We start from the raw sequence: 14535 nt of genomic DNA, 5'->3' as shown, positions 1-14535 counted from the left end.
TAAAAGCGTTGAACAAGCTTACTGGGTTAGGTATGCCTGAAACTTGTCGTATTGACTAAGAAATACGCGAAACGGGTTGGCTCTATCTCTAAATTCAATTACGCAACAAAGCCGCTTAGACTTCAAGCAACCAGCGATTGCCTTTGAAGAAATGGCATTGACTGCTTGATATTGGAGAGTGTCGCACTTCGCAGTTGAATTCGGGACAATATTATTTTTTGCCAAATCGCAGAAGGGAAATTAACCTATAAATAGATTTCTTATATGGATTTATATGTAAAAATGACATCTCGTCAACTTTCAAGATACCAATCGATGAAAAATAACATTTAATTGCATTTTTTTGTTCTAATACCTTAATCGCTTTACATAGAAGAAACAAAGGAGATTTAACCATATTAATAAACCAATGAAATCTACTAATATAACCAACTTGATTTTTCCCATGCTGCCTATAGCCTATAAGAGACGAGTCTATAAAATAAACCCGTCCAAAATACCGAGCTAAAATAGCAAAAAACCAATCATGCATAACAATCTTATTTTCACCTATCAATTCTGCCATTTCCTGTGAAAGTAATCTTAGCGAACCATTTATACAACATGATGCACCCTGAACACAATTCTCTAGTAAGATAGAATCATCCAAAACGACTTTAGTATTGAGTCTTTGCCTTTGTATAAAGCTATTGTAAAGGTGGTCACCTTTTTCGTTTATGATATCGGCGTCAGAATAAATTAACGTAGGTATATTAGCGCCACATTTTCTGTACTTACTGACAAAAATCTCCACCTTATCTTTATACCAAAGATCATCTTGATCGCTAAAAAACAACAATTCACTTTTACTGTATACTAATGCTGAAATAAAATTATACAAAACTCCCTTTTGAGGACCTTTAACTATTAACCATTCAGTATCAAAAGCTCCATAATTATTAGCGACTTGCCTAACAACATTAATGACAGAGTCATCTACGCTGTCATCAGATATAATAATTTTATTAGGCAACATACTTTGCTGCATGATACTATCTAGTTGCGAACATATAAACTCGACATTGTTATATGTACATACTATGACGTCATATTTAATTGTATTCAAACTTAACTCGCTAAATAATCATCTATAATATCATCTACAGGTAAATAGGCTCGTAGCCTGGAGTTTTCTATCCAAATAGCCTTATCACAGAATGCTTTAACATCGTTCATGTTGTGTGAGACAAGAAAGATTGTAACACCTTTACTCTTGAAGTCTTCAATTACCTCTAAACATTTACGTTGAAAATTAAAGTCTCCGACAGCTAATACTTCGTCTATTAATAAAACATCTGGCTTAATTGATGTAATTACTGAAAATCCAAGCTTGGCTAACATGCCACTAGAATAGGTTCGAATAGGTTGGTCAATAAAATCTCCTAGTTCGGAAAATTCAATTATAGAATCCATAGAAACTTTAACCTCTTCGAGAGTTAAACCTAGCAATACTGCATTCAACATAATGTTCTCTCTCCCCGTTAAATCAGGATGAAAGCCACCGCCCAGTTCTAACATCGATGCAACTCGCCCCTTAACACGGATTGAACCTTGGTTTGGTTTTAAAACCCCAGCAAGCAGGGCAAGTGTTGTGCTTTTTCCTGCTCCATTTTTACCAATTAAAGCAATCGATTCGCCTTTTTTTACAGTAAAGCTAACATCATTCAAGGCAACATAACTGGTGGTTTTGAAACTAGAAATAAATTTCATCGGATTCAAAAGTATATTCTTAATACCTGAGCCAATGTGATGATAAAGTGGGTACTTTTTAATCACATTATTAACTTCTATCACTGTCTCAATCATAACACTTCCGCGAATCTGTACTTCAACTTATTAAAAACCATACTACCTACAAACATACACACAATACCGGTTATCAAAGATGATAAGATATAACCAATATCAACAGTACCGTAAAGAAATAAATTTCGCCATGAGATAGCAATCTTAGCCAATGGATTATAATCAATTAGCCATTGATATTCTTCAGGTATCATAGATTCGATATACAAAATTGGAGTAGCGTAAAAAAGCATCATCAAGCCAAGTTGTACAAAGCGCTCTATGTCACGGAAGAATAAGTTGAGTGTAGCTAAAGTAAGAGATAAGCCATAAGCAATCATTATTTGAATAACGGATAAAACGGGAATCCATAATAGGTAACTTTTAAAGTAGACAGCCATATCGGAGAAATATAAGAATAATAATATTATTGGTATCGATATAAAAAAGTTAAATCCTTCCATAAGAATCGTACTAAATGGCAATATAGATCTTGGAAAACAAGTTTTCTTTATAATCTGAGAATTTCCTACATAAGAAAATAGGTTCATTGTTATTGAGTTGGCCATCCACTGCCAAGCAAATAATCCACAAATTAAAAACTGTGTATAGTTTTCAATTTCTACTCTCATAAACACTTTAAAAGCTGTATAGTAAATTAGAGCAAAACAAAGTGGATTCGCTAAAGACCATAAATAGCCAAAGAAGCTATTTTTATACCTTACCTTAATTTCCTTTCTGGTTAAAATATAAATAAGGTCGATTAAATACTGGGAATTTCTATTCATAAGTTTCATGTAATAACTCTATTTAAAAACGGATTGCGAATCTCAAGCAACCTCTTTTTCGGTAATAGTACAATCTAAAAAACCTCCCGAGCTGAAATAATAGAGTTTTTCTTTCATTCGATAACAATATAAATCTATCCAACTCGTCAAAGTCTTTATTTATTGGCTCAGACCTTTTATATACCTTATGTTCTGTCGGTAAAGAGGATAATACATCATAAAGTTTATTACTCCAATTCTCAGGGTTCTCTGAAGAAAAGTACAACTTGCCAATACTATTAGAAACTGATTTTCCATAAATTGGATCAGTAATGATTTTCTCAGTCTTTGATAACAATTCTTTAAAATCTAAACAGTAACTCTCAGAATCATACATATAATCTAGATGACCAGTAACAGATCTAAGAGCTAATACGGGGACACCTAAAGCAATAGCTTCACCTAAAGCTGTACCGCCACTCATAGGAAAGGAATCAATCACTAAGTCCGCAAGACTCATCTCTTTATTTAATTGTTCATTAGGTATGCAACCTAAAAATTTAATTCTATTAGAATATTTAGTCAGACTGTTTTCTAAATTAATAAAATCATCAACTTCAGGACCAATAACTGTAAAAGAGATGTTACTATGACGCTTTAATAACAACTCCATATAATGGATAAAACAGTTTTCCTCTAGCTTTATGTACTTATGTGGACTTCCAACCGTAAGTATATTCAGGATTGAGTGGTCTTCATCTCTAGTTTTTACACTAGTTCTATTTTTTAAGTTCTGAGCGGGAGGAATACTTAGAATCATCGAATGTTCAACTCCGCGTCTCTCAGATGAATGCACCTGGCCCCACCTTCTAGTTTCAGCTACTCTATCCGCAATAGTTACACCAAGCCAAAAAAGATGATCGGCATGATTATAAAGTAAAACTGGCCGTTTAAATTTTTCAGTGCCGAATGCAATTAACGGGACAATATCATACATATGTGTATGTAAAACAGTCCTTTGATATCCTGATGCTATTTCTCTTAGTTTCTTAGCCTTACCAGTATCACTTTTCTCATAACTTAACGAAATCACCTCACCATTTCTCTCGGCACTTAAATCGAAAAAAATTTTTGGTATATCAGAAACTTTCTGATTGATAAAAATTACAGATTGCTTCGCAGAAACTGGGCTTAAAGATAGCCATCTTTCTACAACTTTACTATGACCTCCCACGCCATAACATTCAGTCAATACATGCAAAGTTGAATTTTCTTCATACTCGACGTCGCAACATACTTGTAATCTCTCGGCTAAATCGAGGTATACGCTCTCGACCACAATCGAACTATACCGCCCTGTACTTGACCACACCGCTAACCTGATTGCTCTTTTAGCCAAGAGTTGCTTTACCCAGGGAAGGCTGATTCTTTGAATCAGCCGTTCCAGAAATACAAAATATTTTCTGTTTAACTCTAGGCTTTTGAGCTCCTTACTATTGATACTCATTGATAGCTTCGATAACCACTTTCGCTTCATCCAATGTCATTACAGGGCTTATAGGTAGTGACACGATAGTCTCATGTATTTCCTCTGTAATAGGTAGGGTTTGATTTTTCCACTCAATATATGCTTTTTGTTTGTGAGGTGGAATCGGATAATGGATTAATGTCTCAATAGATCTATTTTTCAAGAAAGTCATAAAATCGTTTCGATTCTGAACTCTAACAGGAAAAACATGCCATACATTATCGTCTTCAACAGATAAAGAAGGTAGTACGACATTACTATTAGTAATCGACTCTAAGTAGTATTTGGCGATAGCAGATCGCTTCTCATTATCGTCATCTAAGTACTTTAGTTTAACATCAAGTACAGCAGCGTGAATCTCATCCAATCGAGAATTCACACCTTTGTATTCATTGTGATACTTGATATGAGAACCATAGTTCGCAAAGCACTTGATCTTTTCATACAAAGCTTTGTCGCTTGTCGTTACAGCGCCACCGTCTCCGAGAGCACCTAAGTTTTTACCTGGGTAAAATGAAAATGCAGCAGCATCACCAAGACTGCCTACACGCTTTCCTTTATATCTGGCACCATGTGCTTGAGCGCAATCCTCGATTACCTTTAGGTTATACTTCTTAGCCAAAGACCAAACTTTTTCCATTTCTACTGCACGCCCGTAAAGATGCACAACCATTATTGCTTTTGTTTTTTCTGTGATTTTTTCTTCTATCTTATTGACATCTATATTATAAGTGTTCAGTTCAGGCTCTACGAGCACAGGTGTACAATTGTTCTGAGATATTGCAAGAATACTTGCGATGTATGTATTCGCCGGAACTATAATTTCATCACCTTGAGAAAACTCATAGGCTGAGATAATTAAGTTCAGAGCATCTAGCCCGTTAGCTACACCAATCGCAAAATCCGTTTCGCAATATCTAGCAAAATTATCACAGAATTCAGTATTTTTTTTACCAGAGATATACCAGCCACTATTAAGAACGTTGGATAACTCTTGCTCTATCTGTGTTCTATAAGTTTCATTTATTTTAAAAAGATCTAAAAATTTAATCATAATTATTCCAAATTAATCAATCACTTCAGCAATTAGCATCGTATCAACAATAATACTTCTATCTAATGGTTTTCTAATCTTGAATGTATAGCCTAAATCTAGCTCTTCAATTTTATTTTTTATCCAGAAAAATTGCTCAGAACTATGATAGATACTAAGAATTAATGCAGGCTTATCTCTTGTTATTGTTCGGATAGCACCATCAAGTAGCTTTTCTTCATAACCTTCAACATCGACCTTTATGACACCAACATCTATGTTGTTTCGAGCAACATAGTCATCAAGAGTTTCAATATTTACAACTTCGGTCTCAATTTTGTCCTCATTATCACTGCGGTGATAGAATGAAGAAAAGTCATCAGCTACCTGAATCGTTTGATTTTCACGCTTATCACCAAGTGCAAGCTTGTTTAAAACAATTTTTTCATCGAGGTTGTTATATTCTACAGTTTTCTTAGCCAGATCGAACATTTTAGTAGTTGGCTCAAATACATGAATTGTTTTATCAGTATAACCTGATAAAACAATTGCAGAATCTCCAAAGCTTCCTCCAGCATCGATAATGTCTTTTTCTCGATACTTTTCTAACAATAATAGTTCAGGCATAAAACAGTCATAGTAAAAAACAGTAGAAGTTATAATGTCTATAGGTAACTTAAATTTACCATAAACAAACTTATTATGACCGACCGTAACAAGTTTAGAAGAGTGATGCTCTACCATTTTTGTATACTCATCAATCTCATCTCTTGTCATTAGGAACATAGAGGTCGAATTTTTCACATAATTTTGAATGCGATTAATAATGGTATTGACAATAGTTTTACTTTTTTCATCTAGCCCTTTAACTAATGAAGCGTACGCTTCATCGATATCAGAGCAAAAGTACTGTAGAGAATCTTTAGATAAAAGTTTATCACAAGTGTCTAGTTCAATAACCTTATCAAAATGTATTCTATCAAGCTTCTCAAATAGTCTCGTTTCTATTGAATCAACCTTCATTTGAGGATTGTTATACTTTTCCAAAAAATTATCTTCATCAAGGCCTTTGCTTTTTTCAGCACTTATAGAATCTTGTAACTCACAAAGTTTAGATAAAACAAGCGAGTTACTATTTTCTATACTATTCTTAAGTTCTTGAGCTTTTGTGTTAGCAAATGAAAACTGAAAAAATTTCCGACTTCTACTCACACGGAACAAGTCAAATTTTGACCAAGAGAAAATTTTCCATCTCGGATCTGTATCGTTTCGCAAACTAAACAGCTTAAACCGCCCCAAAGCCTTAGCATCTATACCAACAAGAGTTTTGTTAAATGTAATAAAATCGAAATTACCCAATGATAAGTGCTTGAGCACACCTTGGAAGGTTCCAGTTTTTTTAATCAGTCGATCACTTGACAAAGAAGTGTTAGATATTGCCGTTTTGAACAAACCCACTGCACTTTCAATAGTATGATGCTCTTTATAATATTTAAAAGCGCTCTCTCCCAACTTACCTTTAGAATCTAGAGACAAAAGGTCGCTAACTATATTCCTTAACGGCACAGGGCTCAAGCATAAGTCGTCAAATTGATCATCATACCAACCGAGACAGTAGCCAGGAGTGTCTTGAATATAAACATAACTATCACACGACATAGGTTTCATATTATGAGGAATAATAACAGAAGGAAGAGAGACAGCAGCCCCCTCTAACACAGATGTCCCCATAGCAAATAGGCAGTCACAATTGGTTGCTAGGTAATCTCGTAATTTTGGTTGTGAAAGAGTTCCAGTAAATATAATCTCTATACTTTTAAACTTATCAGTATCAATTAAATCCCGTTCTGGTCCATCTCCGATTATATGAACAATTTTCTTTTCACTAATCTTTAGTTTTTCTAAATTATTAATAAAGTTAAGAACACTATAAATTTTGTCTTGACATAACCTCCCCAAAATAGCCATGTTAATTTCAGACTGATTCACTAAAGAGCCTAAAGCTTTATTCCCCCCATTTGAAAGAGTGATAGGAACAATATTTTTTTCAAAGTTGATATTTTTAGTATTCTGACCAAGACGATGCGATTCATCACAAAACATTACTGATTTTGTTTCGTGGACTAATGATAAGAACTCATTTATATTTGCACCTGAAGTTTGCCAATTATACTTAAGAGTATCGATTGAACATAAATGCCAATTGATGAAGAGTATTTTACTATTCGGATTCAACTTAGGAAGCCATGCTGCAAAATAAATAGGAGTAATAATAGTAATAGGGTCATCGAATGGTATAGAGAAATCATCCAAGCTAACCGTAACCTTATTAACTTTATCATTGCTAATTAACTTGTTAGAGAATCCCTCCGCATAATCAACATAGTGCACAGAGTAGTTACCATCTTTAGCAAGCTCTTCCGCTAACCGCACTAGATAGATAGGCCCACCAGAAACCTCAATCCACGGAAAATAAAAAACGACCTTTTCTATTTTTTTTTCTATTTTTGACATTTTATATCTCAATTAGCTCTATTAAAAATCGATTTGGCATTACAAGAAAGCAAATTCGCTTACCAAAGTAACTTGATACTTTCATCGGAGATATAACTCTAAATCTTTTCTTTCCAAGAACTTTGACAGCAGCCTCTATATCATGAACAGTGTATGCAAAATGATAATTTTTCACACCACTTTCAATCCACTTGGTGAGGGTATCTCGACCTTCCAAGTTTTCTAAAAGCTCCAATCTTGGTTGGCCGTCACCGACAATAAACTGCCCCTTTATTCCTTGAGTCTCATCAATAAAAGGTAAACCCTCTCTCTTATATCCTAATAGTCTATAGGTAGATAATTCAGCCTCAATCGAACTCGTTGCAACGCCAATATGATGGAAAGTCATGCCGCCTAGTTGATGCCGGATAGTTCTTTTAAAAACCATTTCGCATTTCGCTTCCAGACTATATTGAAGTTCATCCTCGTAGTACTCACTATCAACATAATGCTCAACCACATCATACTCAACACTACTTAATACAACATGTTTCTCAATAGTATTACGTTTCTTTTGAGGTAAATTGTCATGAAAAGTAACAACTGGCACGTTGTCAACGATGGTCCGAGAATAAAGTTCTTTTAACCCTAATGTTCTAAACGCTATCTTATAAAGAAGGTCAACACTCTCAACTGCAGCCATAGAGGTCTTCGAAATAACCCAACGCCCCCATTCTCCACAACCATTTTCTATATTGTATATGCCAATCAAACCTACAGCATTTCCAGAGAAAATATCCTCAACGACAAAATAATAGTCATTATTTTTCTTTAAGTAATGTTCTATCCATTGCTGTTGCTGTGCTATGTCACTAGAAATAGGATTAATATATTTGTTTCTTTCAGCATCTTGCAATCGTAATTTAACGATGAAATCTGCGTCTTCGACCGTTACTAACCTCAATCTGAAGGACATCCCCTCTATAAAAACTGTTTTTTTCATATTAATTTACTTTTTTTAAAATTATCTCTTCAACCAACTTAGGTGTTTTCATCTCTGCAATTTCTTCTGGCTCCAACATAATATTAAACTCTTCTTCTAATGCCAGAATTAGCTCAAGATGAGCGAAAGAATCCCATAAGTCTTTATGTTCTAAGTTTGACTCAATCTCGCTAACATTTTTCTTCGCGATTCGTGAAATAATTTCAATAATTTTAACGTTCATTTTTCAACCTTTTACCTGTATTTTCAATTCATCGTTCATATCATTATATGTAAACTCAGATGCTTCAAGGGTATATTCTTTTAAATGCTTATTGATGAAGTCAAGAGCCGGCTTATTTCTAGGGCCTTCCTTAAATTTGACATATAATTTTGTCAGCCCCAACCCAATGATAGCTTGCTTTATTGCACCAATAACGACGGCCCTATCAACACCTCTCCCTAAAGCTCGACAGCTTACAAAGCATTCTTGTAGTTCAGCACTGCCATCTTTATTACGCTGCACAACTACAACACCGATTATACCAGAGTCTGATAGCTTATCTTTAAGCGAAACTGATACTAATTTAGTGTCATCTGCCTTCATTAGATCTTCTACTTCCGTCAGTTCATATCGCTTGTACGAAAATATAAACTGATTTGTTTTATTTGCCAGTTCATATATACGTTCACTCTGCTCACAAGAGTCAATCGTATAAGTCAATTCCATATCGAGGCTTCTAATATAATCTTCTTTAGAAAGCGAGCTCTTTAGTTCTACCCTTTTTGAGTTGGCTTTGGTATCTTGACTTCTTAACCTATCTTCTGTACCTACATTCAATTTAAGTAAAGCAGGGTAATTGGACAGAGCATCCAGAGTTATCGCAGGATCGTCCTTCGCGTGGATAAACTTTATTTCAGGGTGCGTATTTGTCACAGATAGTAACTCACCCATATTGTCATCTACAAAAAGAAAACTACTAGAATGTATATTTAAAGTTTTTTCAAAAGAAGCTATCGATTCTGCCTTACTATTCCAGTTTGCTGCAATACAAGTAAAGTCATCTTCGTTTAAAACAAAATCAGTTCTGTTTTTTATAAAATCAATAACATCATCATGATCATTTTTAGATGCAATACATATAAACACCCCTTCTTGAGCCAAGCTTTTTAGTTTTTGATGCAATTGAATATGTTCAGGTTTAAAAACAACCCCATCAATTCCGTCCTCACCGAGAACACCTTGGTAGAGGGTATTATCCAAGTCGACAACAACACATTTTAAACCAGGAAGTAATAGAGCAGGAAAATAATTTAAGCCAAGATCTCTAGATACCGACTCGCAAGTTTTCATACCCATTTTCGTGCCAGAGAAACGCTCTAGCCTTTCATCAATAAAGCCGTCTCCTAGTATGACTTTCCACTTATCAATATCGTAATGACAAAAAGATTTGTCATTAATTTCAATTGCCCCATTGAAGGTTGCAACCAAAATACTTTTGTTGAATTGTTTCTTTAGTTCCCTCAGCCTTTCATTGATGAAACTTTCCATTTTATCAGAGTTATACCTACTAACATCCAGCCATAACACTAACAAATCAACATCTAATTCCACATCAAAAAAAGTTAGTGAATCATCATAATCACTATAGATAAACTCAGAAGACATCCCAGACAATGATAAATAAGGTTGAATAGTCTTATCTATAAGTTCGAATGAATGATTCCTATATATACCTATTTTAAACTTATCGCTATTACCACCTGAAGTATATCCCATTAACTCAGTACGATTGGGGTTAGAAGAAAAAATAAAGTCTAGTAGTGCTATTTTATCGATCATTTAATTTAACCCGCTCCAAAAAATCATTCAGACTGTAGATATATTCACCGGAATCATAAAGCTCACTGCATACGACAAGCAACACAGAATTTTCGGAAAAGCTATGCATTTCTTTCCAAACCATATTATTTAAATACAGCCCTTTTGTCGGTACATCAAGTATTATATCTTCTTTCTTTCTGCCGTTGTTAACCGAAACCACACAAGAACCGGCAACAGAAATAATGACAAATTTAGTTTTCTTGTTTGCATGACAACCTCTTGCTTTGTCACCAGAAGTACCATACACATAAAACACCCTTCGCATATCAAAAGGGATTTGATTGCTACTCTCTATAGCAACTAACTGACCACGCTCATCACCCATAGCTTCGAGTTCAACGACTTTGTAGTCATCATTATTTTTACACATTTCGTTATCTCATATCTATAAAATTCTTAAAGCTAATACCTTCATTATCTTTATCTGAAACTGTTGGACTTAATGTTCCCCAATCTATATTTAGATCCTTATCATTCCAAGCTATTGTCTTTTCATATTCTGGATGGTAATAATCACTTGCCTTATAAATGCATACCGCACTCTCGCTAAGAGTAAGAAAGCCATGTGCAAAGCCTTTAGGTATCCACAACTGCTTTTGGTTTTCAGCCGATAACTCAACAGATATATATTCGCCGAATGTTTTTGACCCATATCTAATATCAACGGCAACATCGAGTATACTCCCCGATACAACTCGAATTAACTTTCCCTGCATTTTTTGTGATTGATAGTGTAGCCCGCGAAGCACATTTTTCTTCGAATAAGATTGATTATCTTGCACAAAATCTACTGGGTACCCCGTAACCATTTCTGCAAACCTGTCCTTTTGCCAAGTCTCCATAAATGAGCCTCGCTCATCATCAAATATTTTTGGTTCAATTATTTTCACGCCAGGGATACGGGTATCGATCACTTTCATTATTTTATCCTGTATATGCTTGAATGTTAAATAATGCAGCATTCCAATCACTCGGTTCAACAGAGAAAACTCGAGTTAATTTTTCTGAACTCAGCCGAGAGTTACTAGGCCGCTTTGCTAGTGTAGGGTATTGGTTGGTAGTGATGCTCGTTAAGAGCGGCTTTCTCGTAAGAACTCCTAGCTCAACCGCAACATCAAAAATTGCCTCGGCAAAGTCAAACCAACTAACGTGTGGCAAGCCCGTAAAATGGTAAGTGCCGAACTCAACTGTATCACCTTGAGTAATACACTTTGCGATTTGAATCAATGTACTCGCGATATCCCCAGCATAAGTTGGCCCACCAAACTGGTCTCCGACAACACTCAAGGCGTCTCTACTCTCAGCCAAACGCAACATGGTTTTGACAAAGTTATTACCGTACTCGCCGAAAACCCAAGCAGTTCGAAGAATAACGTGTTTTTCACACGCTTGTGCCACAGCAATTTCACCCGCCAATTTGCTTTTACCGTAAACGCCTTGCGGGTTTGTAGTGTCGCTTTCTAAATACTCTCCCTCTTTTTTACCGTCAAACACATAGTCGGTTGAAATATGTAAAATAGCTGCGCCAACATCTTGTGCGGCTTGGGCTAGATATTTGGGACCATCACGGTTAATCGCGTATGAAAGTTCCACTTCTTCTTCGGCCTTATCAACGGCAGTGTGAGCTGCTGCATTAATAATGATCGTCGGTTGAAATTCAGTAACAACCGCATTAACAGCCTCTTGACTCATAATATCAAGGTGCTTTCTATCAAGCGCTAGCACTTCTGTATTTTCATCGTTGGTTAACTGTTTAGTGAGGCAAGAACCAACTTGGCCGTGACAACCGGTAATTAATACACGCATTTAGCCTCAGACTGTTTCTTTGCTTCATTAACCAAGCGCGTTAAATATTGACCGTATTCATTTTTCATCATTGGTTTTGCTAAAGTCAGAACTTGTTCGTCACTTAACCAACTATTGCGCCACGAGATTTCTTCTAAGCAAGCCACTTTTAAGCCTTGTACATTCTCAATAGTTTGCACGAAAGATGAGGCTTCATGAAGACTTTCGTGTGTACCGGTATCTAACCATGCAAAACCTCGGCCCAACAACTCCACTTTCAACGAACCATCATTGAGGTACATTTCATTAAGGGTGGTAATTTCCAACTCACCACGATGAGATGGTTGAACTTGCTTCGCCATTTCAACCACACGATTGTCGTAGAAATACAAGCCTGTTACTGCATAATTAGATTTAGGTACTTCCGGCTTTTCTTCAATCGAGACAGCCTTCATCTCAGAATCAAACTCAACTACACCAAAACGCTCTGGATCTTTGACTTGATAACCAAAAACAGTAGCACCACTTTCACGGCTGGCAGCATTTTTTAAAGTGTCACTAAATGATTGCCCATAGAAGATATTGTCGCCGAGTACTAAACAAACAGAATCATCACCAATGAAATCTTCACCTATAATGAAAGCTTGTGCTAAACCATCTGGGCTTGGTTGAATCGCATACTCAAGATTAATACCAAAATCAGAACCATCACCAAGCAAGCGCTTAAAACCTGCATTATCTTCTGGAGCCGTGATAATCAAGATGTCTTTGATTCCAGCTAACATCAATGTAGAAATCGGGTAAAACACCATTGGTTTGTCGTAGATCGGCAAGAGTTGCTTTGATACGCCACGAGTCAATGGGTACAAACGAGTGCCTGAACCACCAGCTAGAACAATACCTTTCATTATTTACTTCCCTTTGATTCAGTTTTTTCTACACCTAAACGCTCACGTTGGTAACTACCATCTTGTACATTTTGACACCACGCTGAATTGTCTAGATACCATTGCACCGTTTTACGAAGACCTGTTTCAAACGTCTCCTCGGGTGTCCAACCTAACTCACGCTGCATTTTAGATGAGTCAATGGCGTAACGGCGGTCATGACCAGGGCGGTCTTGAACATAGGTAATTTGCTCTGCATACGCTGACTCTTTCGGTACTAAAGTATCTAAGATGTCACAAATAGTGTTTACGACTTCGAGGTTTTTCTTCTCGTTGTGGCCACCAATATTGTATGTCTCCCCGACTTTACCTTCAGACACTACTTTGTAGAGTGCCCGTGCATGATCTTCAACAAACAACCAGTCGCGAATTTGGTCGCCTTTACCATAGATAGGGAGGTCTTTTCCTTCTAAAGCATTCAAAATGACTAATGGGATCAACTTTTCAGGGAAATGGTAAGGACCATAGTTGTTAGAGCAATTGGTTACGATGGTAGGAAGACCGTAAGTACGTAACCATGCGCGAACTAAGTGATCACTTGATGCTTTTGAAGCAGAGTATGGACTTGACGGTTCATACGAGGTTGTTTCCAAGAACATTGGCAGATCAGTCCCTTCTGGAGCTTCATCCGGATGCGGAAGGTCGCCATACACTTCATCAGTAGAGATATGGTGAAAACGAAACTCTGCTTTTGCACCCTCTTCAAGCTTATTCCAATATTCGCGTGTCGCCTCTAGCAAGGTATAAGTGCCGACAATATTGGTTTCGATAAATGCTGCTGGGCCGGTAATAGAGCGATCAACATGTGACTCTGCAGCTAGATGCATTACAGCATCCGGTTTGTGCTCAGAGAACACTCGGTCAAGCTCTGAACGATTACAGATATCCACTTGCTCGAACGCGTAACGTCCATTCGAATCTACTTCTATAAGAGATTCTAGATTACCTGCATAAGTGAGTTTATCAACGTTTACCACACTGTCCGTTGTCTTACTTATAATGTGACGTATAACTGCTGAGCCAATAAAACCAGCACCACCGGTAACTAATATCTTCACAAAAACTCCTAAAATAAACCTTGATAATCAACAGACCAACACGCAGTAGCACTACTATCAGGCACGCTACCGCCCTTTGGTCAATAAGCGAAAACCACACTGCGCATTTAAAACTAAAAATGTAAATACAGCTATTATCTATGTAACGGGAAATATAATCAAAAAAAATCGTTAAACTTTGCTCCTGAGGGTGTTCAAAGTTTGATAATCCTATGTACACCAAACTCCAAATC

14 protein-coding genes are annotated in these 14535 nt (G+C 36.3%); all 14 read right to left on the bottom strand.

Annotated features, from left to right (window positions below):
• Window positions 1-211: 211 nt before the first annotated feature.
• The 14 genes from AB6E08_RS06105 to rfbB are packed head-to-tail and all read right to left on the bottom strand — an operon-like array spanning window position 212 to window position 14302.
• Entirely contained in the window at window positions 212-1105 is an 894-nt protein-coding gene (locus AB6E08_RS06105; RefSeq protein ID WP_372064063.1) for a glycosyltransferase, read from the bottom strand.
• Between the two features lie 2 nt (window positions 1106-1107).
• Complete coding sequence (locus tag AB6E08_RS06100; RefSeq protein ID WP_276329672.1) at window positions 1108-1845, bottom strand: ABC transporter ATP-binding protein; 738 nt, start codon at window positions 1843-1845, stop codon at window positions 1108-1110.
• Window positions 1842-2621, bottom strand: a complete 780-nt coding sequence (locus AB6E08_RS06095; RefSeq protein ID WP_241907107.1) for an ABC transporter permease — start codon at window positions 2619-2621, stop codon at window positions 1842-1844. Before AB6E08_RS06095 ends, AB6E08_RS06100 begins: the two co-directional genes overlap by 4 nt.
• A gap of 13 nt (window positions 2622-2634) precedes the next feature.
• A complete protein-coding gene (locus tag AB6E08_RS06090) occupies window positions 2635-4098 on the bottom strand; it encodes a glycosyltransferase (protein ID WP_372064061.1) in 1464 nt (487 codons plus the stop codon).
• Window positions 4085-5173, bottom strand: coding sequence for a DegT/DnrJ/EryC1/StrS family aminotransferase (locus tag AB6E08_RS06085; protein WP_372064059.1), 1089 nt, complete (start codon window positions 5171-5173; stop codon window positions 4085-4087). The genes AB6E08_RS06090 and AB6E08_RS06085 overlap by 14 nt, the downstream gene beginning before the upstream one ends.
• A 12-nt stretch (window positions 5174-5185) precedes the next feature.
• The gene (locus tag AB6E08_RS06080) at window positions 5186-7666 is read right to left on the bottom strand and encodes an FkbM family methyltransferase (protein ID WP_372064057.1); all 2481 of its coding nucleotides are present in this window, start codon (window positions 7664-7666) and stop codon (window positions 5186-5188) included.
• A 1-nt stretch (window position 7667) separates the two neighbouring features.
• Window positions 7668-8648, bottom strand: coding sequence for a GNAT family N-acetyltransferase (locus AB6E08_RS06075; protein WP_372064055.1), 981 nt, complete (start codon window positions 8646-8648; stop codon window positions 7668-7670).
• A 1-nt stretch (window position 8649) separates the two neighbouring features.
• Window positions 8650-8871 (bottom strand): phosphopantetheine-binding protein, encoded by a 222-nt coding sequence (locus AB6E08_RS06070; protein ID WP_372064053.1) that lies wholly within the window; start codon window positions 8869-8871, stop codon window positions 8650-8652.
• A 3-nt stretch (window positions 8872-8874) separates the two neighbouring features.
• On the bottom strand, window positions 8875-10470 hold the full coding sequence (locus AB6E08_RS06065; RefSeq protein WP_372064051.1) for an HAD-IIIC family phosphatase: 1596 nt from the start codon (window positions 10468-10470) through the stop codon (window positions 8875-8877).
• The gene (locus tag AB6E08_RS06060) at window positions 10460-10882 is read right to left on the bottom strand and encodes an FdtA/QdtA family cupin domain-containing protein (protein WP_102484199.1); all 423 of its coding nucleotides are present in this window, start codon (window positions 10880-10882) and stop codon (window positions 10460-10462) included. The genes AB6E08_RS06065 and AB6E08_RS06060 overlap by 11 nt, the downstream gene beginning before the upstream one ends.
• A gap of 4 nt (window positions 10883-10886) precedes the next feature.
• Window positions 10887-11432, bottom strand: a complete 546-nt coding sequence (gene rfbC, locus AB6E08_RS06055) for a dTDP-4-dehydrorhamnose 3,5-epimerase (RefSeq protein WP_372064049.1) — start codon at window positions 11430-11432, stop codon at window positions 10887-10889.
• A 4-nt stretch (window positions 11433-11436) separates the two neighbouring features.
• Complete coding sequence (gene rfbD, locus AB6E08_RS06050; protein ID WP_372064047.1) at window positions 11437-12318, bottom strand: dTDP-4-dehydrorhamnose reductase; 882 nt, start codon at window positions 12316-12318, stop codon at window positions 11437-11439.
• The gene (rfbA, locus tag AB6E08_RS06045; RefSeq protein ID WP_372064045.1) at window positions 12306-13205 is read right to left on the bottom strand and encodes a glucose-1-phosphate thymidylyltransferase RfbA; all 900 of its coding nucleotides are present in this window, start codon (window positions 13203-13205) and stop codon (window positions 12306-12308) included. The genes rfbD and rfbA overlap by 13 nt, the downstream gene beginning before the upstream one ends.
• Window positions 13205-14302 carry a dTDP-glucose 4,6-dehydratase gene (gene rfbB, locus AB6E08_RS06040; protein ID WP_372064043.1) on the bottom strand — a complete coding sequence of 366 codons (1098 nt, stop codon included), beginning with the start codon at window positions 14300-14302 and terminating at the stop codon, window positions 13205-13207. Before rfbB ends, rfbA begins: the two co-directional genes overlap by 1 nt.
• Window positions 14303-14535: the final 233 nt, after the last annotated feature.

Origin of the sequence: Vibrio sp. 10N.247.310.24 (assembly GCF_041467175.1) — a bacterium.
In the GTDB taxonomy this organism is placed as follows: Bacteria; Pseudomonadota; Gammaproteobacteria; order Enterobacterales; family Vibrionaceae; genus Vibrio; species Vibrio tasmaniensis_A.
The sequence above is the reverse complement of the archived record's forward strand: the minus strand, read 5'-3'. Positions and strand labels throughout refer to the sequence as shown.